Source organism: Streptomyces sp. Qhu_M48 (assembly GCF_051305195.1).
In the GTDB taxonomy this organism is placed as follows: Bacteria; Actinomycetota; Actinomycetes; order Streptomycetales; family Streptomycetaceae; genus Streptomyces.
The window spans coordinates 7,138,191-7,160,186 of record NZ_CP195432.1; the positions used below are offsets into that span (position 1 = coordinate 7,138,191).

Here is a 21,996-nt window from a genome sequence, read left to right on the forward strand (position 1 = left end):
CCGCGACGGGGGCACCGGGCCTCGGTGATCAGCCGTGATCAGTGATCAGTGATCATCAGTTACGGCACGCCTCAGTGGGAGTGGCCGTGACCGCCGTGACCGTGGTCGGCCGGCTCCTCTTCCTTCTTCTCCACCACGAGGGTCTCGGTGGTGAGGAGGAGGGAGGCGATCGAGGCGGCGTTCTCCAGGGCGGAGCGCGTCACCTTCACCGGGTCGATGACGCCGGCCTTGACCAGGTCGCCGTACTCGCCGGTCGCGGCGTTGAAGCCCTGGCCCTTGTCGAGCTCCGCCACCTTCGAGGTGATGACGTAGCCCTCGAGGCCGGCGTTCTCGGCGATCCAGCGCAGCGGCTCGACGGCGGCGCGACGGACGACCGCGACACCGGTGGCCTCGTCGCCGGTCTTGCCGAGGTTGTCGTCGAGGACCTTGACGGCGTGGACGAGCGCGGAGCCACCGCCGGAGACGATGCCCTCCTCGACCGCGGCGCGGGTCGCCGAGATGGCGTCCTCGAGGCGGTGCTTCTTCTCCTTGAGCTCCACCTCGGTGGCGGCGCCGACCTTGATGACGCAGACGCCGCCGGCGAGCTTCGCCAGGCGCTCCTGCAGCTTCTCGCGGTCCCAGTCCGAGTCCGTGGACTCGATCTCGGCCTTGATCTGGTTGACGCGGCCGTGCACCTCGGACGAGTCGCCGCCACCGTCGACGATGGTGGTGTCGTCCTTGGTGATGGTGACGCGGCGGGCGGTGCCGAGCACGTCGAGACCGGCCTGGTCGAGCTTGAGGCCGACCTCCTCGGCGATGACGGTGGCACCGGTGAGGGTGGCGATGTCGCCGAGCATGGCCTTGCGGCGGTCACCGAAGCCGGGGGCCTTGACGGCCACGGCGTTGAAGGTGCCACGGATCTTGTTGACCACCAGGGTCGACAGGGCCTCGCCCTCGACGTCCTCGGCGATGATCAGCAGCGGCTTGCCGGCGCCGGCCTGGATGACCTTCTCCAGGATGGGCAGCAGGTCCTGGATCGAGGAGATCTTGCCCTGGTTGATCAGGATGTACGGGTCGTCGAGGACGGCCTCCATACGCTCCTGGTCGGTCACCATGTACGGGGACAGGTAGCCCTTGTCGAAGGCCATGCCCTCGGTGAAGTCGAGCTCCAGGCCGAAGGTGTTGGACTCCTCGACGGTGATGACACCGTCCTTGCCGACCTTGTCCATCGCCTCGGCGATGAGCTCGCCGACCTGCTGGTCCTGCGCGGAGAGCGCGGCGACGGCGGCGATGTCGGACTTGTCCTCGATCGGGCGCGCGGTGGCGAGCAGCTCCTCGGAGACGGCCTTGACGGCGGCGTCGATGCCCTTCTTCAGGGCGGCCGGGGAGGCACCGGCGGCGACGTTGCGCAGACCCTCGCGGACCAGGGCCTGGGCGAGCACGGTGGCGGTGGTGGTGCCGTCACCCGCGATGTCGTTGGTCTTGGTCGCCACCTCCTTCACCAGCTGGGCGCCGAGGTTCTCGTACGGGTCGTCGAGCTCGACCTCGCGGGCGATCGTGACACCGTCGTTGGTGATGGTGGGGGCGCCGAACTTCTTGTCGATGACGACGTTGCGGCCCTTGGGGCCGATCGTCACCTTCACCGTGTCGGCAAGCTTGTTGACGCCGCGCTCAAGGGCGCGACGGGCGTCCTCGTCGAACTTCAGGATCTTCGCCATGGGAGCGGTTCAGCCCTCTCGGAATCGGGTGGAACGAACCGCGCCCCGGGGCGCCTGGAAGGGGCCTCGGGGCGCAGCTCCGAGCATCTGCTTCAGTGCTCGGTACTTCGGTACTTCAGAACTTCGGTGAACTACTTCTCGACGATCGCGAGCACGTCGCGGGCCGAGAGGACGAGGTACTCCTCGCCGTTGTACTTCACCTCGGTGCCGCCGTACTTGCTGTACAGCACGACATCGCCGGTCTTGACGTCGAGCGGCAGGCGCTCGCCGTTCTCGAACCGGCCCGGGCCCACGGCCAGGACGACGCCCTCCTGGGGCTTCTCCTTGGCGGTGTCCGGAATGACCAGGCCAGAGGCGGTGGTCTGCTCGGCGTCGAGCGGCTGGACCACAATGCGGTCCTCGAGCGGCTTGATGGCAACCTTGGAGCTGGTGGTCGTCACGATCCGACCTCCCCCTTCGGAGATCTCGGGGTTAACTGTCTGAGGTGGCGAACCAGGTGGATCCGTCGTCGCGGGTGCCGGACCTGCCCGTCGCTGTGTTGGCACTCTCCAGTGGGGAGTGCCAGACCTGAGACTATGACCGCGATTAGCACTCGGTCAAGCGGAGTGCCAATTCCTCACTCCGTGGCGATGCTCGGCGGGGTCCGGCCCGGCGGGGGCGGGGTAGTGAGGGCGGCCGCCCGCGGGGTCTTCGCCTCCGCCGTGCCGACGCGTTCGGCGGCCTTCCGGCCGAGCCGTTCGATGGAGTCCACGGTCGAGGCGCAGCCGGTGAGGGCCAGCAGGGCGCCGGCGAGCACGGCTCCCGCGAGCGCCCGGCGCGCCCGGCCCGTCACCGCCGGCCCGCCCGGGGCCCGTCCGCTCGCGCGCGACCCGCTCACACGTAGTCCTCCAGCTTCGCGACCGCGTACCCCTTCGCCGTGATCACGTTCATGACCCGGCGGATCATGTCGGGCATCGTGCCCTTCCAGTCACCCTTGCCGCGGAAGTGGGTGAGGACGATGTCGCCGGGGTGCAGGTCCCGGTCCCACTCGCGCCACTCCATGCGGTCCGGGAACGCCTCGGACGCCCACAGCGGGACCGCCTTCACGCCGCAGCTCCTGGCGGCGCGCAGGGTGTCCTCGTTGTAGTTGCCGTACGGCGGGCGGAAGAGCTCGGGCCGCTTGCCGAATCGTTTCTCGATGACGTCCTGCATGCCGCAGATCTCGCTCTTCTGCCGGCTGTACGAGAGTCCCGGCAGGTAGCGGTGGTTGAGGGTGTGGTTGTGGAGCGAGACCCCGCCCTCCTGCGACTTCTGCATGCGGGCGAAGTACCCGTAGTCGTCCTTGACGACGTAGTCGCTGAGGAAGGCGCTGTAGGGGATCCGCAGCTCCTTCATCATCCGCAGCAGCTCGGGGTCCTTCTCGGAGCCGTCGTCGATGGTGAGGAAGACGACCTTCTGCTTGGTCGGCACCGTGGTGAAGACGGGCGGCAGCCCTTCGCCGTCCGTCTCGAAGCCCTTGCGGGTGGTGATCCTCGGCTTGACGGCGGGCGGGGCGGGGGCTTCGAGCGGGGGCCGGGCGAGGCCCCACTTCCTGGCGGCGGCCACGCGGGCGGCGCGCTGCGCGCGCACCTTCTCGGCGTACGCGGCGAGGGCGCCGGCCGCGCCCTGGGCCTGCTGGCCGGCGGCGGGGGCGGGTGCGCCGCCGTCGGCCCCGGAGCCGCCGGAGCAGGCGGTGGCGGTGGAGGCGAGGGCGGCGACGACGAGGGCGGCCCCGAGCACCCGGGAGGAACGGTGCACACCTGTTGCCATCATTTATTCCTTTTGTCGTACGAACCGTATGGCGCCGCATCCTGTCAGCGCGGCGGCCGCTTCCCGGGTACGACACCGCCGTACGGGCCCGCCGTCCCCCGGCCGGCCCACAGCACCGCAGGGCCCACAATGGGACGGGTGACCGACCTCGCCTCCTTCGCCTCCCTGCACGGCCCCGAGGGCCAGACGCTGCTCGCCGCCCTGCGCGACCACGACCCCGCCCAGGAGCTGGCGGTCGTCTCCCGGCTGCGCCGCGACCACCCCGCCGAGCTGGTCACCGCGGCCGTCGGCCAGGCGCGGCTGCGGCAGCGGGCGGTGGCGAAGTTCGGCGCGGAGGACGCGTACCGGATGTACTTCACGCCGAACGGGGTCGAGCAGTCGACGCGCGCCTCGGTCGGCACCCACCGGGCGGCCCGGCTGAAGGCGCTCGGCGTCCGCTCCGTCGCCGACCTCTGCTCCGGCGTCGGCGGCGACGCGATCGCGCTCGCCCGCGCCGGGATCTCCGTCCTCGCCGTCGACCGCGACCCGCTGACGGCGGAGGTGGCCCGCGCCAACGCCGAGGCGCTCGGTCTCGCGGAGCTGATCCAGGTGCGGTGCGCGGACGTGACCGACATCGACACGGCCCCGTACGACGCGGTCTTCGTCGACCCGGCGCGGCGCGGGGGCCGGGGCCGGATCTTCGACCCGGAGGCGTACTCACCGCCGCTGTCCTGGGCGGTCGAGGCGGCCCGCAAGGCCTCGCACGCGGCCCTGAAGGTGGCCTCGGGCATCCCGCACGAGGCGGTTCCCGCGGAGGCCGAGGCCGAGTGGATCTCGGACGGCGGGGACGTGAAGGAGGCCGTCCTCTGGTTCGGCACGGAACCGGGCGCCCGCCGGGCCACCCTGCTGCCCTCGGGCGCGGCCCTCACCGGCCGGGGGCTCCCCGACCCGGCGGTCCGCCCGGTCGGCCGCTACCTCTACGAGCCGGACGGCGCCGTCATCCGCGCGCACCTGGTCGCCGAGGTGGCCGAGGACGTGGCCGGCGGCCTGATCGACGAGACGATCGCGTACGTCACGGCGGACGCGCTCGTCCCCACCCCGTACGCCGCCGCGTACGAGATCACCGACGTACTCCCCTTCAACCTCAAGAAGTTGAAGGCCCTGCTGCGCGAGCGGGAGGTCGGCACCCTCACCGTGAAGAAGCGCGGCTCGGCGGTGGAACCGGAGGAGATCCGCCGCAAGGTGAAGCCGAAGGGCCCCCACGCGGCGACCGTCCTGCTCACTCGGGTCGCGGGAGCCCCGACGATGCTGATCGGCCGGCCGGCGGCCGGGGGCCGGTGAGCCGTACCGCGAGGCGGTAGTGCCCGACGGCCTTCGTCAGGCCCGTCAGGCCCGTGATCCAGAGGATCAGGGCCACGCCCATGCCGTAGGCGACCAGGCCGTAGCCGTCGTCACGGGTGGCGCCCGCCGGGACCGCGAAGCCCGTCCAGAGGCCGAGGCCGCACAGCGCGAAGGACAGCAGCAGCCAGCAGACGCTGAGGACCGGGGCGCGCAGCCGGGCGTCCGTCGGGCCGTGCCGGTCCAGGGCCGCCCACCGGACGAGGCGCTCGCGGGCGGTCCGGTCGCGCCGCAGACCCCGGACGGTCAGCCACACGGCCGGGACGAGGACCCCGACGCCGAAGAACGCCGTGACGAGCCCCGTCAGCATCATGATCGGGTCGAGTACCGGCCCGCCGAGCGAGACGAGCAGCACGCCGACCAGCCCCCAGCCCAGCTGGAGCAGGAGGAACGAGAGCAGGAACGTCACCAGCCGGCCGCCGCCGAACAGCCGCCTGCCGAGTTCGTCGAGCGCCAGCGCCCGGTCGGCGAGCCGCGCGTCCCGGTCGGGCCAGCTCTGGACGTCGGCGGGCGGGGGCGGCGGCGGAAGCGGGTTGCGCGGGGACATGCCAAGACCCTAAGGCCCTACGGCCGTTCCACCGCGCCCGGCTCCGCCTCCGGCGCCCGCCCCCGGTCGCCCTCCGTCAGGTCCTCGGCCTTCCCCCGCAGCAGCGCCCGCTCGCTCTCGTTCCGGGTGAGGGCCGCCGCCCGCTCGAACTCCGCGCGCGCCTCCTCCGCCCGGCCGAGCCGGGCCAGCAGGTCGCCCCGTACGCTCGGCAGCAAGTGGTAGCGCGCCAGGGCCGGTTCGGCGACGAGGGCGTCGACGATCGGAAGGGCCGCGGCGGGGCCCGCGGCCATCGACACGGCGACCGCGCGGTTCAGCTCGACGACCGGGGAGGGCGCGAGGACGCCCAGCCTCCCGTACAGCGCGGCGATGGTCGCCCAGTCGGTCTCCTCGTACGACGTGGCCCGCGCGTGGCAGGCGGCGATGGCGGCCTGGAGGGCGTACGGCCCGAACGAGCCCCCGTCCCCGGCCCGTTCGAGGGCGGCGAACCCGCGCCGGATCAGCAGCCGGCTCCAGCGCCGCCGGTCCTGCGCGGCGAGCAGCACCGGCTCCCCGCCGGGCCCGGTCCTGGCCGCCGTACGGGAGGACTGCAGCTCCAACAGGGCGACCAGGCCCTGCGCCTCGCCCTCCCGCGGGACGAGCGCGGCGAGGACCCGGGCGAGCCGCAGCGCGTCCTCGCACAGACCCGGCCGCAGCAGGTCGTCGCCCGCGGTCGCCGCGTACCCCTCGTTGAAGATCAGGTAGACGACCTCCAGGACGGACCCGAGCCGGGCCGCCCGCTCCTCCCCGTACGGCACCTCGAACTCCACGCCCGCCCTCGCGAGCGTCCGCTTGGCGCGCGTGATCCGCGCCGCGACGGTCGCCTCCGGTACGAGGAAGGCGCGGGCGATCTCGTCGGTGCGGAGCCCGCCGACGAGCCGCAGCGTGAGGGCGGCGCGGGCCTCGGCGGAGAGCACCGGATGGCAGGCGGTGAAGATCAGCCGCAGCACGTCGTCGTCGATGTCCCCGGGGCCCCGGGGCTCCGGGTCGTACGACTCCTCGCTGAGCGTGCGGCCCACCTCGGCGAGCTTCCGGGCGTACGTCTCGCGCCGCCGCACGAGGTCGACCGCGCGGTGCTTGGCGGCGGCCGTCAGCCAGGCCCCCGGCCGCTCCGGGACCCCCGTGCGGGGCCACTGCTCGAGGGCGGCGACGAGCGCGTCCTGGGCGATCTCCTCGGCGATGCCGACGTCGCGGACGATCCGCGCCGCGGTGGCGACGATCCGCGGCGACTCCATCCGGAAGACGGTGTCGAGGGTGGTCTCCACCGTGCCGGGGCCGCCGGGGTCACCGGCGCTCTCCACGTGGCCGGTGCCGTCGGTGCCGTGTGCCCTCACGTCTCACATGACAGCACACGGCACCGACAACGGGTCCGGCAACGGGCCGGGACTCAGGCCCCCGGCGCCTCCTCGACCTCGCGGACCTCCAGGCCCACCTTCCAGTGCGGCGGGTGGACGGCCAGGAAGCGCTTGGACCACTCCATCGCCTCGGCCATGTCCTTGCACTGCATCATGGCGTAGCCGCCGACGACCTCCTTGGTCTCGGTGAACGGCCCGTCCGTGTAGGAGAGCTTCCCGTCCGACCAGGTGATGCGGGTGGCCTCGGCGGTCGGCTTGAGCCCCGCCGTGTCCAGCATGACGCCGGCCTTGGTGATCTCCTCGAAGAGCGCGCCCATGCGCTCCTCGAAGCCGGGGTCGGCGTCCCCCATGTCGATGGTGTTCTCCTCGATGCGGACCAGGGTCAGGTAGCGGGGCATGGTGACTCCTCTTGCGGTGGCGGGGCTTCTCCCCGCCTCTCACTTCATACGTCGAACGGGACCCGTCCGCATCGACAGCCGCCGCGGAGAACTTCTGGGAGGGCTTCTATACGTAGTCCTCCAGGCGCGCCACCGTGAAGCCCTGCTCCTGTATGCGGCGCAGCATCGTCGCCGTCATCTCGGTCATCGTCCGCCCCTTGAGCTCGGACGGGCCGCGGAAGTGGGCGAGGACGATGTCGCCGGGGTGCAGCTTCCGGTCGCCGCGCTGGTACTGCATGTTCTTGATCTGCATGGACTCGCGCCACAGCACGATCGCGTCCACCCCGCACTCCCCGGCCGCCGCGCGCGTGGCCTCGTTCCAGTTGCCGTAGGGCGGCCGGAAGAGGCGCGGGGCCTTGCCGTACCGGTCCTTCAGCCTGGCCTGCTGGCCGCATATCTCCCGGCGCTGGGCGTCCTGGGAGAGGGTGCGCAGGTCGGGGTGGGTGAGGGTGTGGTTGGCGAGCCCGTGGCCCTGGGCGACGAGCGGCGCGAAGTACCCGTAGTCGGCGCGGATGGCCGAGTCGGTGAGGAACATCGTGACCGGGACCTTGAGGTCCCTCATCATGGTCACGAACTCGGGGTCCTTCTCGGCCCCGTCGTCGATCGTGATGAAGACGATCTTCTCGGTGGTGGGTACGTCGCTGATGACGGGGACCGGTTCGCCCGGCGCGCGGGTCACCGGCTTGACCGCGGGCGGGGCGGGCGGGGCCGCGAGGGGCTTGAGCCCGTAGCGGCGGTACGCGGCGGCGGTCGCGGCGGCCCCGTCGGGGTGCGTCGGGGCCCGGGACGCCTGGTCGCCGGCGGGTGCCCCGTCGTCGGCGGTCTGCTTTCCCGGGGCGGGAGCGGCGGGGTCCTCCGCCGCGCAGCCCGTCACCAGCAGGGCGGCGGCGGTCAGCGCCGCCCACAGCGCGATCGTCTTCTTCACGCGTTGTGGGATGCGCGCGCCGGTCGAATGGTTGCTCGATCGTCGAATGTCAGCCCGGGGGCGGCGGTGCCTATTCGACCGATTCGAAGCGCCAGCGGTGGACCGGGCGGGTGATGAGTCCGGCGTCCGGCTCGGGCAGCTCGGGCAGCTCGGCGTCGAGCGCGTCCGTCTCCCACCAGGTGAGGACGAGGACCCTCTCCTGGGGGGCGCGGAGGATCTCCCGGCGCTCGGGCTCGCGGGCGAGGACCTGGGCCCTCGCCCACTCCAGGAGCTCGGCGCCCCGGCCCCGCGCGGCCCTCGCCTCCCACATCAGGGCGATCCTCATGAGTAGAGGTTCTCCTTGCTGACCTCGTGCACGTGGTCGTGGTCGTGCGCGTGCGCGCCCGGCACGTGCGGGTCCGTCACCGGCAGCGACGAGTCCGCCGACAGCTCCAGGTCCGAGGCCGGCCGGTTGCGGGCGACCATCTCGGAGCCGAGGGCCGCGACCATCGCGCCGTTGTCCGTGCACAGGCCGGGCCGGGGCACCCGCAGCCGGATGCCGGCCCGCTCGCAGCGCTCCTGCGCGAGGGCCCGCAGCCGCGAGTTGGCGGCGACGCCGCCGCCGATCATCAGGTGGTCGACACCCTCGTCCTTGCAGGCCCGGACGGCCTTGCGGGTGAGGACGTCGACGACCGCCTCCTGGAAGGACGCGGCGACGTCCCGCACCGGCACGTCCTCGCCGGCCGCGCGCTTCGCCTCGATCCAGCGGGCCACGGCGGTCTTGAGGCCGGAGAAGGAGAAGTCGTACGCGGGGTCCCGCGAGCCGCTCAGGCCGCGCGGGAAGGCGATGGCGGCCGGGTCGCCCTCCCTGGCGAGCCGGTCGATGACCGGGCCGCCGGGGAAGCCGAGGTCGAGGACGCGGGCGATCTTGTCGAAGGCCTCGCCGGCGGCGTCGTCGATGGTGGCGCCCAGGGGGCGCACGTCGGAGGTGATGTCGGCGGAGAGCAGCAGCGAGGAGTGGCCGCCGGAGACCAGCAGGGCCATCGTCGGCTCGGGCAGCTTGCCGTGCTCCAGCTGGTCGACGCAGATGTGCGAGGCGAGGTGGTTCACGCCGTAGAGCGGCTTGCCGAGGGCGTACGCGTAGGCCTTGGCCGCCGAGACGCCGACGAGCAGCGCGCCCGCGAGGCCGGGTCCGGCGGTGACGGCGATGCCGTCGAGGTCCTTGGCGGAGATCCCGGCCGTCTCCAGGGCGCGCTCGATCGTCGGGACCATCGCCTCCAGGTGGGCGCGGGAGGCGATCTCGGGCACGACGCCGCCGAAGCGGGCGTGGGTGTCGACGCTGGAGGCGACGGCGTCCGCGAGGAGCGTGGTCCCGTGGACGATGCCGACACCGGTCTCGTCGCAGGAGGTCTCGATGCCGAGTACGAGCGGTTCGTCAGCAGCCATCAGAATCAGTCTCAGTTCCTTGAACGGTCAGTCGCATCACGAGCGCGTCCACGTTTCCGGGCTGGTAGTAGCCGCGCCGGAAACCGATGGGCTCGAAGCCGAAGCGCTCGTAGAGCTTCTGGGCCCGGGTGTTGTCCACGCGCACTTCGAGGAGGACCTCGTCGCACTCGAAGGCGGTGGCGTGGTGGAGCAGGTCGGTGAGGAGGCGGGCGCCGAGGCCCGTGCCCCACTGGTCGCGGGCGACGGCGATGGTCTGGACGTCGCCGAGTCCGCCGGCCGCGGCGAGCCCGGCGTACCCGACGAGCCTGCCTTCGCCGTTCTCCGAAAAGGTCTCCGCGACGAGATAGCGGCGGGTCGCGCGCGGCCCGCGGGCGTGCGCGAGCTCGGACCAGAACATCCCCGCCGACCAGGCGTCCTCGGGGAACAGCTCGTCCTCCAGGGCCAGCACCGGTGCGATGTCCCACCAGCGCATCTCGCGCAGCTCCACGGCGCCGGTCACTGGGGTGTGACCACCTTGTAGTTCTTGGGCACCTGGGCGTCGGGGCGGCGCAGGTACATCGGCAGCGGGTCGAGGAATCCCTCCCCGCCGGCCGCCAGCCTCTCCGCGGCGAGCGCGGCGAGCGCCGCCGCCGACTGGTGCTCGGGGTCGCGGGCGTCGGGGAAGGCCTCCGGGTAGAGGCGGGCGCCCGCGCCGACGACCGGGAGGCCCGCGAGCCGCTCGGCGATCTCGGCGGGCCGGTCGACGGCGGCGTCCGTCACGCGCGTACGGGAGTCCTCGTACCGCGCCCAGTAGACCTCCTTGCGGCGCGCGTCCGTGGCGACGACGAAGGGCTCGTCGATCCCGGAGGCGTACGCCAGGCCGTCGAGGGTGCACAGGCCGTGCACCGGGACGCCGAGCGCGGAGGAGAAGGCCGCTGCGGTGACGAGGCCGACCCGGAGGCCGGTGTACGGCCCGGGGCCGACGCCGACGACGATGCCGGTGACCGCGTCGAGCGCGAGACCGGCCTCCTTGAGGACCCGGTCGACGGCGGGCAGCAGCAGCTCCCCGTGGCGGCGGGCGTCGACCTGGCTCGACGAGGCGACGACGGCCTCGCCGTCGTGGAGGGCGACGGTGACGGCGGGGGTGGCGGTATCCATGGCGAGCAACAGCACGCGAACAGCCTACGGCTCCCGGGCACGGTGCCCCGCCCCTCGCTCCCCCTGCTGCTACCGTCACCCTTCGATACGTTCGTACGAGAGGTGGGCACGGTGGCACGGAGCAGCTCGGGATTCGTGGCCGGGCTCACGGCGGCGGCCGTCGCGGCGGTCTGCTTCCTCGCGTACCAGGCCTCGGCGAACGCGCCCGCCGATCTCTCGGTCAAGCCCCGCACGCCGGGCACGACCGCCCCCTCGACCTCGCCGAGCGGCGGCCCGAGGAAGCCGGCCGCGGACCCTCTCGCCGTCCCGGCGGACTCCGGCAGCGGAGAGCGGGTCGTGTACGCGATCGGCGACCGCCGGGTGTGGCTGGTGGACGGCAAGGGCAAGGCCACGCGGACGTTCACGGTGATGCCGAGCACGGTCGACCCGGCGCCCGGGGCGTACGCGGTGACCTCCCGCTCCGGCTCGGTCCGCGGCTCGGACGGCGTGCAGATCGAGCACGTGGTGCGGTTCGCGACGGCGCAGGACGTGGCGATCGGCTTCAGCGCGGCGGTCGACGGCTCGACGCCGAGCCCGGACCCGACGAAGAAGACCGGCGGCATCCGCATGAAGCGGGCCGACGGGAACGCGATGTGGACGTTCGCGGTGATCGGCGCGAAGGTCGTCGTCGTCGCCTAGTCGCGGGCCGGGCGGGACCTTCGGGACCCGACCCGGGCCGGGTCCGGCGTCGCCGCGCGCGGCCCGCGCGACGACGGCTACGCGGCTCTGCCGCGGACGACCCGCACGATCCGCTCGACCTGTCCGGCCCTCGCCCCGTGCTCCTCGTCCGCCCGGTCCTGGCGGACGCCGGGCGGGGTCGACACGGCGCGGGCGGCCGCGCAGGACGCCAGCAGCTCATTCATCGGGACGTGGTGCCGGACGGGCTCCGCGCGCTTCGGCGTGGCCATGTGTGCCTCCCGTAGGTTAGGTTCACCTAACCAGCTCGTGCGTCCATGTCACCACGTCACGTACGAACGACGCAACACCTTCCCGACACGTTGTCGGAAAGTACGTACCCCGTGCGGGGCGGCGTACGCCGGTCAGAGCACCGCCAGGTCCTCGTCGGCCCAGCGCGATCCGATCCCGCGCAGCACGACCGTGCGCCGGTCGTCCTCGGTGTCGCCGGTCACCCGGTGGATCAGGAGGTGCAGCCGGTCGTCGGTCAGCTCCTCGACCTTGCCGTCACCCCACTCGACGACCACCACCGACTCGGGCAGCGAGACGTCCAGATCGAGGTCTTCCATCTCGTCCAGACCGCCGCCGAGGCGGTACGCGTCGACGTGCACCAGGGCCGGGCCGCCGACCAGGGACGGGTGGACACGGGCGATGACGAAGGTCGGCGAGGTGACGGCCCCGCGCACCCCGAGGCCCTCACCGAGGCCCCGGGTCAGGGTGGTCTTCCCGGCGCCGAGCTCACCGGTGAGCATGACGAGGTCGCCGGGGCGGAGGATCTTCGCGAGACTGCGGCCGAGCTCCTGCATCCGCTGCGGGGAGTCGACGGAGAGGGTGGCGCCGGAGACGGGCGGGTGCGCTGCTTCCATACCCGCCAACTTAGCTCGTACGGGGACCCGGCCCGCGCGGAGACCGGCGCTCCGCCGCGCCCCCGCCCGCGCGGCCACCCTGAACCGGCCCGCACCGAGACCGGCGCCCTGCCGCGCCCCCGCCCGCGCGGGCTCGCCGAACCGGCCCGCGCGGAGATCGCCCCCACCGGCACCGGACCGCACCCGGCCGGACCCTCCCCGGTCCGGACCGCGCCGGACCGCCTCCCGGTCGCCGCCGGGGCCCGGGGCCGTCATCCTGATGCTGGAAGGCGTCCCTGCGGGAGGGTGACGTGCGCGACCGGTTGCACCGCATCTCCGACGAATACGCGGGTGGCGCGCGCGCCGACCTCACCCGGACCCTGGCCCGCACGCTCCCCCCACTCCTCGTGGCCGTCGGCTGCGGCTTCCAGTTCCTCACCCCGCCGGAGCTCACCGGCACCCCCTTCTTCGTGGCCGCGCCCCTCGTCGCGGCCCCCCTGTTCGCCTGGGGGGTGGCGGCGGTCTTCGGCGCGCTGGGGATCCTGGCGGCGGCGCTGCTCCACTTCGTGGCCGGGGGGACCGCCGTCGTCCACAACCTGGCGATGGAGGCCGCGACCATCACGTTCGCCACCGCGCTCGCCGTGCTGATCAACGGCGTCGTGGAGCGTGCCCGCGGCCGGCTCGCCACGGCCCGAGGGGTCGCCGAGGCGGCGCAGAGAGCCGTCCTTCCCACCCCGTCGGGACGGATCGACGGCCTGCGCCTTGCGGCGCGCTACGACGCCGCGCAGTCGGACACCCTGATCGGCGGGGACCTCTACGCGGCCCTGCCGACCCCGTACGGCGTCCGGCTGATCGTGGGCGACGTCCGGGGGAAGGGGCTCGGGGCGATCGAGGCCGTCTCCGTCATCCTCGGCGCCTTCTGGGAGGCCGCGGACAGCGAGCCGTCACTGCCGGACCTCGCGAACCGCCTGGAGAACGCGCTGGTCCGCGAGGGGGCCCGGCGCGAGGGAATGGACACCTCCGAGGGCTTCACCACCTGCGTGCTCGTGGAGATCCCGCCCGGCCACGGCAGCCTGCGCGTCCTCAACCGGGGGCATCCGGAGCCGCTGCTCCTGGGCCCCGCCGGGACGGTCACCGCGCTCCGCCCCGGGGAGTTCTCCCTGCCCCTGGGCCTCGGCGACCTCGGCCCGCACGTCGCGCGGCCGGACGAGTGGCCGTTCCCGCCCGCGTCGACCCTGCTGCTGTACACCGACGGCCTCTCCGAGAGCCGCGACGTGGCGGGGGCCTTCTACGAACCCGCCCGGAGGCTGGAGGGCAGGTCGTTCACCACGCCCGACAGGCTCGTCGCCTCGCTCCTCGCCGACGTCCACCGGCACGCGAACGGCGTCAGGGGCGACGACATGGCCCTGCTGGCCGACACGCCGACCGCGACGCCCGCGTGGGGCGACGGGCGGAGCGGGCTCGGGTGCCCAGGATGCCGGAACCCGGGGGGCGTTCGGGGTGGGGTGACCGGGTCTACAGCCGGGGGCGGCGGTCCGGGAGCCGGCACCTGAGAGACTGGGCGCGATGACTGAGACACCGCCGCCCCGCAGAGCCCGCGCCGAGATCGACCTCGGCGCGCTGCGTGCGAACGTCCGCACGCTGCGCGCCCGCGTCGCCCCCCACGTCCGGATCATGGCCGTGGTCAAGGCCGACGCGTACGGACACGGCGCCCTGCGCTGCGCCCGCGCCGCCCTGGACGCGGGCGCGGACTGGCTCGGAACGGCCACCCCGCACGAGGCGCTCGCGCTGCGAGCCGCCGGGATCACCGACGTTCCGGTCATGTGCTGGCTCTGGACCCCGGGCGACCCGTGGGACCAGGGCATCGAGGCCGGTCTGGACATGTCGGTGAGCGGGATGTGGGCCCTGGAAGAGGTCCGCGAGGCCGCGCGGGCCACCGGGAAGACCGCGCGGGTGCAGCTCAAGGCCGACACCGGCCTCGGCCGGAACGGCTGTCAGCCCGCCGACTGGCCCGAGTTGGTCGGCGAGGCGCTCAAGGCCGAGGCCGACGGGCTCGTCAAGGTCACCGGGCTCTGGTCGCACCTCGCGTGCGCCGACGAACCCCACCACCCCTCCACCGCCGCGCAGCTCGACGTCTTCCGGTCGATGCTCGCCCACGCGGAGGAGGCCGGGATCCGGCCCGAGGTCCGGCACATCGCCAACTCGCCCGCCACCCTCACCCTCCCCGAGGCCCACTTCGACCTGGTCCGGCCGGGCATCGCCGTCTACGGCGTGTCGCCCAGCCCCGAGCTCGGCACCTCCGCCGAGCTGGGCCTGCGGCCCGTCATGTCGCTCAAGGGGAGCATCGCGCTCGTCAAGCGGGTGCCGGCCGGCCACGGCGTCAGCTACGGCCACCACTACGTCACCGACGCGGAGACGACCCTCGGTCTCGTCCCGCTCGGCTACGCCGACGGCGTTCCCCGGCACGCCTCGGGCCGTGGCCCCGTCCTCGTCGACGGCACCGTCCGTACGGTCGCCGGCCGGGTCGCCATGGACCAGTTCGTCGTCGACCTCGGCGGCGACGAGCCCGAGCCGGGCACCGAGGCCGTGCTCTTCGGCCCCGGCGACCGGGGCGAACCCACCGCCGAGGACTGGGCGGTGGCCGCCGACACCATCGCGTACGAGATCGTCACCCGGATCGGCGCGCGCGTCCCGCGCGTGTACCTGGGCGAGTAGAGGGGGCCCCGTGGGCGAGTCCAGCAGCACCGGTACCTGGCGGCGCGCCGGATTCGCCGGCGCCGCGATAGGTGTGCTCGCGGCCGGAGCGGCCGCGGGCGTCGCCGTCGAGCGGCTCACCGTCGGCCGTTCCGTACGACAGAAGGCGCGGCTCGCCCTCGACGCCACCGGCCCGTACGGCGGGCTGCGCGGGACCCCCGGCCGGGCGCTCGCCGACGACTCGACCGTCCTGTACTACGAGGTGGACGAGGTCGAGGCGGACACCCCGCCGGCCCGTCGCCGCCGGCTCTTCGGCCGCAAGGAGCCCGCCCCCGTCACCGTCGTCTTCAGTCACGGCTACTGCCTCAACCAGGACTCCTGGCACTTCCAGCGGGCCGCGCTGCGCGGTCTCGTCCGTACCGTCCACTGGGACCAGCGCGGCCACGGCCGCTCGGGCCAGGGAGTCGACCAGACGGGCCCCGACGGCGTGCCCGTCTCCATGGACCAGCTGGGCCGTGACCTCAGGGCCGTCCTCGACGTCGCCGCCCCCGAGGGCCCGCTCGTCCTCGTCGGGCACTCGATGGGCGGCATGACGATCATGGCGCTCGCCGAACGGTTCCCGGAGTTCGTCCGCGAGCGGGTCGTCGGCGTCGCCTTCGTCGGTACGTCCGCCGGGAAGCTGGCCGAGGTGTCGTACGGGCTGCCGATCGCCGGTGTCAACGCGGTCCGGCGGGTGCTGCCGGGGGTGCTGCGGGCCCTCGGCTCGCAGGCGGAGCTGGTCGAGCGGGGCCGCCGGGCGACCGCGGACCTGTTCGCCGGGCTGATCAAGAAGTACTCGTTCGCGTCGAAGGACGTGGACCCGGCGGTCGCCCGGTTCGCGGAGCGGATGATCGAGTCGACCCCGATCGACGTGGTCGCCGCCTTCTACCCGGCCTTCGCCGAGCACGACAAGGCCGCCGCCCTGCCCGTCCTCCACGAGCTGCCGGTGCTGGCGCTGGCCGGGGACAACGACCTGGTGACCCCCAGTTCCCACACCGAGGCCATCGCCGACCTGCTCCCGGACGCGGAACTCGTCATCGTTCCCGACGGCGGCCATCTGGTGATGCTGGAGCACCCCGAGGCCGTCACCGACCGCCTCGCCGACCTGCTCGTACGGGCGGGGGCCGTGCCGGAGACGACCGGGGCCGACGTCGGGAAGCCGTAGGGCGGGCCCACCGGGTCGGGAAGCGGTAGCGGCGGGCTCACCGGGTCGGGAAGCGCTGGCTCGAACTCACCGGGAGGAGCGCGGGGGCGGCCGGGCGACGGGGAGGGGTGGAACGGTGTGGGACGGACGGTGGGGGAGAGCGCCCCGGCCGGGCCGGCTCCGCGTCCCGCCCCCGCCGTCCTGGCTCCGCCCCACGCTCCCCGCCGTCCTGCGTCCGCGTCAGGCCCCCGGCCGTCCTGGCTCCGCGTCACGCCCCCGCCGTCACATCCCGCCACGCGCCCCCCAGCGCCCCCGCCACCTCTCCCGCCGTCACCGGTCCCCGGCCCTCCGACACCCGGCGGGCCGCCAGGCCGTGGAGGTACGCCGCGCACGACGCCGCGTCCACCGCCCGCAGGCCCGCCGCGAGCAGCGAGCCCGCCAGGCCGGAGAGGACGTCGCCGCTGCCGGCCGTGGCCAGCCAGCCGGTCCCGGTCGGGTTCACCCGTACGGGGCCGCCCTCCGCCCCGTACACCAGCGTCGTCGAGCCCTTGAGCAGCACGGTCGCCCCGAACCGCCCGGCCAGTTCCCGGACCGCCGCGAGCCGCCCGGCCTCCACGTCCTCCCGGGCCACGCCGAGCAGCGCCGCCGCCTCCCCGGCGTGCGGGGTGAGCAGGGTCGGCGCGCTGCGGGCCCGTACCAGCGCCGGGTCCAGGCCCCGGAGTCCGTCGGCGTCCACGAGGACCGGGACCTCCGAGGCGAGGACCTCGGCGACGCCGGGTTCGTCGCCTAGCCCGGGTCCGACCACCCAGGCCTGGACGCGCCCCGCCCGGTCCGGCGGTCCCGCGTGGACGAGGGTCTCGGGGTGCCGGGCGATCACCGCGTCGGCCGCGGGCCCGACGTACCGCACCGCCCCCGCGCCGCCGTGCAGCGCCCCGGCGACGGTGAGGACCGCCGCTCCGGGGTAGCGGCCGGAGCCGGCGACCACGCCGAGGACCCCGCGGCGGTACTTGTCGCTCTCGGCGCCGGGGACGGGCAGCAGCCGCGCCACGTCCTGGTGCTGGAGCGCCTCCAGGTCGGGGACGCCCGGCAGTTCGTCGGCGAGCCCGATGTCGACGAGCCGCAGCGCGCCCGCGTACGCGCGCGCGGGGTCGACGAGCAGCCCGGGCTTGTACGTCCCGAAGGTCACGGTCACGTCGGCCCGCAGCGCCTCCCCCGTCACCTCGCCGGTGTCCGCGTCGACGCCGCTCGGCAGGTCGACGGCGACGACGACGGCGTCGGAGCCGCGCGCGGCCCGGGCGACGGGCACGGCGTCGGGCCGGAGTCCGCCCCGGCCGCCGATGCCGGTGATGCCGTCGAGGACGAGGTCGGCGGTGGCGAGGGGGGCGAACGGGTCGTCTGCGATCCGGCCTCCCGCCGCCCGGAGGGCCGCGAGGCCGCCCTCGTGGGCGTGGGTGCCGAGCAGGACGGCGGTGACTCCGGCGCCGCGCCGGGCGAGCCGGGCGCCGGCGAGGAGGGCGTCGCCGCCGTTGTCGCCGCTGCCGACGAGGAGGACGACCCGGGAGCCGTACACCCGCCCCTTGCCGAGGAGCGAGCAGCAGGCGGCGGCGAGTCCGGCGGCGGCCCGCGCCATGAGGGCGCCGTCGGGCAGGCGGGCCATGAGGGCGGCTTCGGCGGCCCGGACGGTCTCGACGCGGTGAGCGGTACGCATGCCCGCAGTCTGCCGCAGTCCTGCGGCCCGCGCGCCGTGGTGCCGGGACCCCCGGGGCGCATCCCCGCAGTCCTGCGGCCCGCGCGCCGTGGTGCCGGGACCACCTGGCCGGGGCTCACCCCTCCGCGATCACCACCGCCGAAGCCACCCCGGCGTCATGGCTCAACGACACGTGCCAGTGCTTCACGCCCAGCTCCGTCGCCCGAGCCGCCACCGTCCCGCGCACCCGCAGCCGTGGCCGGCCGGTGCCCTCGACGTACACCTCGGCGTCCGTCCAGTGCAGTCCTCCCGGCGCGCCGAGCGCCTTCGCCAGGGCCTCCTTCGCGGCGAACCGCACCGCGAGCGAGGCGGGTCCCCGCCGGTCGCCGCTGGGCAGCAGCAGCTCGCTCTCGACGAAGAGGCGCCGGAGCAGCCCCGGCGTCCGTTCGATCGACGCGGCGAAGCGGTCGATCTCCGCCACGTCGATCCCCACCCCAATGATCATTTCCCACTCACTCCACGGTCACGGATTTGGCCAGGTTGCGCGGCTGGTCGACCTCGTTGCCCCGCGCGGTGGCGAGCTCGCAGGCGAAGACCTGGAGCGGCACCGTGGAGACCAGCGGCTGGAGCAGCGTAGGCGTGGCCGGGATCCGGACGAGGTGGTCGGCGTACGGGACGACGGCCTCGTCGCCCTCCTCCGCGATCACGATCGTGAGGGCTCCGCGCGCCCGGATCTCCTGGATGTTGGAGACGATCTTGTCGTGGAGGACGGAGCGGCCCTTCGGCGAGGGCACCACGACGACGACCGGCAGGCCCTCCTCGATGAGCGCGATCGGGCCGTGCTTGAGCTCTCCGGCGGCGAAGCCCTCGGCGTGCATGTACGCCAGTTCCTTGAGCTTCAGGGCGCCTTCGAGGGCGACGGGGTAGCCGACGTGCCGGCCGAGGAAGAGGACGGTGTTCCTGTGGGCGAGGGAGCGGGCGAGGGCCCGGACCGGCTCCATGGTCTCCAGGACCCGCTCGACCTCGTCGCCGATCCTCGCCAGCTCGCGGACGACGGCGTGGATCTCGTCGCCCCACTTGGTGCCGCGCACCTGGCCGAGGTAGAGCGCGAGGAGGTAGCAGGCGACGAGCTGCGTCAGGAAGGCCTTGGTGGAGGCGACGGCGACCTCGGGCCCGGCGTGGGTGTAGAGGACGGCGTCCGACTCCCTGGGGATGGTGGAGCCGTTGGTGTTGCAGACGGCGAGCACCTTCGCGCCCTGTTCACGGGCGTGCCGGAGCGCCATCAGGGTGTCCATGGTCTCGCCGGACTGCGAGATCGCGATGACCAGGGTCTTCGGGCCGAGGATCGGATCGCGGTAGCGGAACTCGCTGGCGAGCTCGACCTCGCAGGGGATCCGGGTCCAGTGCTCGATGGCGTACTTGGCGATGAGGCCGGCGTGGAAGGCGGTGCCGCAGGCGATGATGACGACCTTGTCGGCCTCGCGGAGCACGGCGTCGGGGATGCGCACCTCGTCGAGGGCGAGACGGCCCGAGCCGTCGATCCGGCCGAGGAGGGTGTCGGCGACGGCCTTGGGCTGCTCGGCGATCTCCTTGAGCATGAAGGAGGCGTAGCCGCCCTTCTCGGCGGCGGAGGCGTCCCAGTCGACGTGGAAGGCGCGGACGTCGGCGGGTACCCCGTCGAAGTCGGTGACGGTGACGCCGTCCCTGGTCAGCTCGACGACCTGGTCCTGGCCGAGTTCGATCGCCGAGCGGGTGTGGGCGATGAACGCGGAGACGTCGGAGGCGAGGAAGTTCTCGCCCTCGCCGACGCCGACGACGAGGGGCGAGTTGCGGCGGGCGCCGACGACCACGTCGGGCTGGTCGGCGTGCACGGCGACAAGGGTGAAGGCCCCGTCGAGCCGCCGGCACACGAGCCGCATGGCCTCCGCCAGGTCCCCGGCGGAGGAGAACTCCTCGGCCAGGAGGTGGGCCACGACCTCGGTGTCCGTCTCGGAGGCCAGGTCGTGGCCGCGCTCGGCGAGCTCCCCGCGCAGGGCGGCGAAGTTCTCGATGATGCCGTTGTGGACGACGGCGACGCGCCCGGCGTTGTCCAGATGGGGGTGCGCGTTGACGTCGGTCGGGCCGCCGTGGGTGGCCCACCGGGTGTGCCCGATGCCCACGGCCCCGTCGGCCAGCGGCCGGTCCTTGAGCTCCTTCTCCAGGTTGACGAGCTTGCCCGCCTTCTTGGCCGCGGCCAGCCCCCCGTCGGAGAGCACCGCGACACCGGCCGAGTCGTAGCCCCGGTATTCGAGCCTCTTGAGGCCCGCGACCACCACATCAAGCGCCGACTGCCCGCCGACGTATCCCACGATTCCGCACATGACGGCAGCGTACGGCGGAAGCCGTCCGGGATCCCGGACTCACGGGAGCTTGACCACCTGCGCGTCGACGAGGTCCTTCGGCTGCCGGCCGACCGCTCGGCCCTCGGCGTCGTACGTGAAGAAGAGAGCGACGTTGTTCTTCTTGCGGACGACCGCGAGCCTGACGGGCACGGAGACGCCCCCCTTCGTGACGGTGGCACTCCAGGCGAGGGCCTCGTCCCCGGCGTCGAGCGGCTCCGCCACGACGTCGGTGTACGTGGTCCGGTCCGTGCCCTCGGTGGCCTTGAACCCAGCCGCGCACGGGGCGACGGCCGCCTTCAGGTCGGTGAGCCACCGTTCGGCCGCCGTCCCCTGGTACGTGCTGACGGCCACCACGGTCCTGACCTTGCCCGACGGGGGCGTCAGCAGCTGCCGTACGACGTACGTCGCGCCGCTCGGGACGGAGTCCAGGGCGTCGGCGAGCGGCTTGCACACGGGCTTGTCGGCGGCGAGCGCGGAGGCGGGCAGGCCCTCGGAGTCCACGTCGCGGAACCCCCGGTACCCCGGGAGGTCCTCTTCCGTGAGCAGCGACTCAAGGTGCCGGTCCGAGCTCATGGTCTCGCCGGCCGCCGGAGTGGCGGAGGCCGTCTCCCGGCCGGCCGCCGCCGCGGTGGCGGTGGCCTTCTCCCCGCCGGCCGCCGCCTCCCCCTTTCCCGCGTCGCTCCCCCCGCACCCGGTGGCGAGCAGGGCCAGGAAGGCGGCGAGGACGGGGCGGCGCAGACGGGCGGATCTCATGACACGACTCCTGATCGAACAGATGTTTCCACCCGCACGTTAGGCACCGCCCACCCCCATGTGATCACCGGGACCGCGACCGGTACCCGATCGCAACACTCCCGCTCCCCCACCGCCGCGACGGGCCCGGGGCGGTCAGCCCAGCTTCTTCGCCTGCGCGTCGACGATGGCCTTCGGCAGCGTCTTGACCGTGCCGCCGAGGCTGATGCTGGAGAACGTGGCGAGCGTGTTGCCCTGGCGGAAGGCGACCAGCTTGCTGACGAACGGCTCGCCGTCCATGTCGGTCGTGACCGTGTAGGCGAGCGCCTCCTCACCGGCGGAGACGGTCTCCGGGGCGACCTTGGTGATCTTCGTCTTCTCGCCGCCGCCGATCAGGGTGAAGCCGGCCGCGCAGTCGGTGCCGGCCGTCTTCAGCGAGGCGAAGGCCTCCTGGGCCCCCTGGCCCTGGTACGAGCCGAGCGTCACGCTCGTCACCGGGGCGGACAGCGCCCCGAGGGCCTCCTCCGGCGAGGCCGTCGCCCCGTCGGTCTTCGGCACCTCGATGGCCTTGCGCTGCGCGCTCACCGCGGGCTTGCCCGTGGCGATGAACGACATGGCGTCGGCGAGCGGCTTGCAGGACGCCTTGTCGGTGGAGACGGCGTCGGCCGGGACGATGTCCGCGGCCGTGGCCTTCTGCACCTGGTGGCCGGGCAGGTCGGCCTGCTCGACGATCAGCTTCTCCAGCTCGGCGGCGGACAGCGCCTCGGCGGCGGGAGCGGCGCCCGTGGCGGAGGCGGCGGGCGCGGACTCCTTGCCCGCGTCCTTGCCGGCGTCCTTGCCCGAGTCGCCGCCGCCGCACCCGGTGACGAGCAGGGCGAGGGAGACGGCGGTGGCGGCGACGGCGGCGCTTCGCACGGAGGTACGCATCAGGTGACTCACAGTTCTCCACGTGGTGACTTCGTGCCGCCCGACGGCGGCTCCCCCCGCGTGAAGTCCGAAAGCCCACGCGGCATCAGCATGATCACCCCGGGAGCTG

24 protein-coding genes are annotated in these 21,996 nt (G+C 73.8%); 5 read left to right on the top strand and 19 right to left on the bottom strand.

Going from position 1 to position 21,996, the window contains the following annotated elements; all coding sequences use genetic code 11:
- Positions 1-71: 71 nt before the first annotated feature.
- The 4 genes from groL to ACRRSS_RS31900 all read right to left on the bottom strand — a co-directional run bounded on the left by groL (position 72) and on the right by ACRRSS_RS31900 (position 3,485).
- Positions 72-1,697 carry a chaperonin GroEL gene (gene groL, locus ACRRSS_RS31885; RefSeq protein WP_435974506.1) on the bottom strand — a complete coding sequence of 542 codons (1,626 nt, stop codon included), beginning with the start codon at positions 1,695-1,697 and terminating at the stop codon, positions 72-74.
- Between the two features lie 131 nt (positions 1,698-1,828).
- A complete protein-coding gene (gene groES, locus ACRRSS_RS31890; RefSeq protein WP_015035628.1) occupies positions 1,829-2,137 on the bottom strand; it encodes a co-chaperone GroES in 309 nt (102 codons plus the stop codon).
- Between the two features lie 176 nt (positions 2,138-2,313).
- Positions 2,314-2,574, bottom strand: coding sequence for a hypothetical protein (locus ACRRSS_RS31895; protein ID WP_435974507.1), 261 nt, complete (start codon positions 2,572-2,574; stop codon positions 2,314-2,316).
- Entirely contained in the window at positions 2,571-3,485 is a 915-nt protein-coding gene (locus tag ACRRSS_RS31900; protein WP_435974508.1) for a polysaccharide deacetylase family protein, read from the bottom strand. The genes ACRRSS_RS31895 and ACRRSS_RS31900 overlap by 4 nt, the downstream gene beginning before the upstream one ends.
- A gap of 129 nt (positions 3,486-3,614) precedes the next feature.
- Between ACRRSS_RS31900 and ACRRSS_RS31905 the strand changes: the two genes are divergently transcribed.
- Positions 3,615-4,805 (top strand): THUMP-like domain-containing protein, encoded by a 1,191-nt coding sequence (locus ACRRSS_RS31905; protein WP_435974509.1) that lies wholly within the window; start codon positions 3,615-3,617, stop codon positions 4,803-4,805.
- On the opposite strand, the gene ACRRSS_RS31910 is transcribed toward ACRRSS_RS31905, so the two are convergent.
- From ACRRSS_RS31910 to tsaB, 8 genes are all read right to left on the bottom strand, one after another.
- The gene (locus tag ACRRSS_RS31910; RefSeq protein WP_435974510.1) at positions 4,744-5,409 is read right to left on the bottom strand and encodes a PucC family protein; all 666 of its coding nucleotides are present in this window, start codon (positions 5,407-5,409) and stop codon (positions 4,744-4,746) included. The genes ACRRSS_RS31905 and ACRRSS_RS31910 overlap by 62 nt on opposite strands.
- 17 nt (positions 5,410-5,426) lie before the next feature.
- Entirely contained in the window at positions 5,427-6,680 is a 1,254-nt protein-coding gene (locus tag ACRRSS_RS31915) for an RNA polymerase sigma factor (protein WP_435975475.1), read from the bottom strand.
- Positions 6,681-6,832: 152 nt separating this feature from the next.
- Complete coding sequence (locus tag ACRRSS_RS31920; protein ID WP_435974511.1) at positions 6,833-7,198, bottom strand: YciI family protein; 366 nt, start codon at positions 7,196-7,198, stop codon at positions 6,833-6,835.
- Positions 7,199-7,304: 106 nt separating this feature from the next.
- A complete protein-coding gene (locus ACRRSS_RS31925) occupies positions 7,305-8,162 on the bottom strand; it encodes a polysaccharide deacetylase family protein (protein WP_435974512.1) in 858 nt (285 codons plus the stop codon).
- Between the two features lie 70 nt (positions 8,163-8,232).
- A complete protein-coding gene (locus ACRRSS_RS31930; RefSeq protein WP_435974513.1) occupies positions 8,233-8,487 on the bottom strand; it encodes a hypothetical protein in 255 nt (84 codons plus the stop codon).
- Complete coding sequence (gene tsaD / locus ACRRSS_RS31935; protein ID WP_435974514.1) at positions 8,484-9,587, bottom strand: tRNA (adenosine(37)-N6)-threonylcarbamoyltransferase complex transferase subunit TsaD; 1,104 nt, start codon at positions 9,585-9,587, stop codon at positions 8,484-8,486. The genes ACRRSS_RS31930 and tsaD overlap by 4 nt, the downstream gene beginning before the upstream one ends.
- The gene (rimI, locus tag ACRRSS_RS31940; RefSeq protein ID WP_435975476.1) at positions 9,577-10,059 is read right to left on the bottom strand and encodes a ribosomal protein S18-alanine N-acetyltransferase; all 483 of its coding nucleotides are present in this window, start codon (positions 10,057-10,059) and stop codon (positions 9,577-9,579) included. The genes tsaD and rimI overlap by 11 nt, the downstream gene beginning before the upstream one ends.
- 23 nt (positions 10,060-10,082) lie before the next feature.
- Positions 10,083-10,739 (bottom strand): tRNA (adenosine(37)-N6)-threonylcarbamoyltransferase complex dimerization subunit type 1 TsaB, encoded by a 657-nt coding sequence (tsaB, locus tag ACRRSS_RS31945; protein ID WP_435974515.1) that lies wholly within the window; start codon positions 10,737-10,739, stop codon positions 10,083-10,085.
- Positions 10,740-10,835: 96 nt separating this feature from the next.
- Here tsaB and ACRRSS_RS31950 point away from each other — a divergent pair, with 96 nt between their 5' ends.
- Positions 10,836-11,402, top strand: coding sequence for a hypothetical protein (locus tag ACRRSS_RS31950; protein WP_435974516.1), 567 nt, complete (start codon positions 10,836-10,838; stop codon positions 11,400-11,402).
- A 77-nt stretch (positions 11,403-11,479) separates the two neighbouring features.
- Here ACRRSS_RS31950 and ACRRSS_RS31955 read toward each other — a convergent pair whose 3' ends face one another.
- Both ACRRSS_RS31955 and tsaE read right to left on the bottom strand, forming a co-directional pair.
- Positions 11,480-11,671, bottom strand: a complete 192-nt coding sequence (locus tag ACRRSS_RS31955; protein ID WP_435974517.1) for a hypothetical protein — start codon at positions 11,669-11,671, stop codon at positions 11,480-11,482.
- Between the two features lie 132 nt (positions 11,672-11,803).
- The gene (gene tsaE / locus ACRRSS_RS31960) at positions 11,804-12,304 is read right to left on the bottom strand and encodes a tRNA (adenosine(37)-N6)-threonylcarbamoyltransferase complex ATPase subunit type 1 TsaE (protein ID WP_351902006.1); all 501 of its coding nucleotides are present in this window, start codon (positions 12,302-12,304) and stop codon (positions 11,804-11,806) included.
- A 290-nt stretch (positions 12,305-12,594) separates the two neighbouring features.
- On the opposite strand from tsaE, the gene ACRRSS_RS31965 reads away from it, so the two are divergent.
- Genes ACRRSS_RS31965 through ACRRSS_RS31975 form a run of 3 tightly spaced genes read left to right on the top strand, consistent with a single transcriptional unit; the run spans position 12,595 to position 16,181 of the window.
- Positions 12,595-13,836: a PP2C family protein-serine/threonine phosphatase gene (locus ACRRSS_RS31965; RefSeq protein WP_435974518.1), complete on the top strand. Its 1,242-nt coding sequence runs from the start codon at positions 12,595-12,597 to the stop codon at positions 13,834-13,836.
- Positions 13,837-13,849: 13 nt separating this feature from the next.
- Positions 13,850-14,998 carry an alanine racemase gene (gene alr, locus ACRRSS_RS31970; protein WP_435974519.1) on the top strand — a complete coding sequence of 383 codons (1,149 nt, stop codon included), beginning with the start codon at positions 13,850-13,852 and terminating at the stop codon, positions 14,996-14,998.
- A gap of 10 nt (positions 14,999-15,008) precedes the next feature.
- On the top strand, positions 15,009-16,181 hold the full coding sequence (locus ACRRSS_RS31975; RefSeq protein ID WP_435974520.1) for an alpha/beta fold hydrolase: 1,173 nt from the start codon (positions 15,009-15,011) through the stop codon (positions 16,179-16,181).
- Between the two features lie 247 nt (positions 16,182-16,428).
- Here the strand turns inward: ACRRSS_RS31975 and ACRRSS_RS31980 are convergent, their stop codons facing one another.
- The 5 genes from ACRRSS_RS31980 to ACRRSS_RS32000 all read right to left on the bottom strand — a co-directional run bounded on the left by ACRRSS_RS31980 (position 16,429) and on the right by ACRRSS_RS32000 (position 21,887).
- Positions 16,429-17,868 carry an NAD(P)H-hydrate dehydratase gene (locus ACRRSS_RS31980; protein ID WP_435974521.1) on the bottom strand — a complete coding sequence of 480 codons (1,440 nt, stop codon included), beginning with the start codon at positions 17,866-17,868 and terminating at the stop codon, positions 16,429-16,431.
- 115 nt (positions 17,869-17,983) lie between these two features.
- Positions 17,984-18,352, bottom strand: a complete 369-nt coding sequence (locus ACRRSS_RS31985; RefSeq protein ID WP_435974522.1) for a holo-ACP synthase — start codon at positions 18,350-18,352, stop codon at positions 17,984-17,986.
- A 7-nt stretch (positions 18,353-18,359) separates the two neighbouring features.
- A complete protein-coding gene (glmS, locus tag ACRRSS_RS31990; RefSeq protein WP_435974523.1) occupies positions 18,360-20,207 on the bottom strand; it encodes a glutamine--fructose-6-phosphate transaminase (isomerizing) in 1,848 nt (615 codons plus the stop codon).
- A 39-nt stretch (positions 20,208-20,246) separates the two neighbouring features.
- Entirely contained in the window at positions 20,247-20,981 is a 735-nt protein-coding gene (locus tag ACRRSS_RS31995) for a hypothetical protein (protein WP_435974524.1), read from the bottom strand.
- Between the two features lie 135 nt (positions 20,982-21,116).
- Positions 21,117-21,887, bottom strand: a complete 771-nt coding sequence (locus ACRRSS_RS32000; protein WP_435974525.1) for a hypothetical protein — start codon at positions 21,885-21,887, stop codon at positions 21,117-21,119.
- Positions 21,888-21,996: the final 109 nt, after the last annotated feature.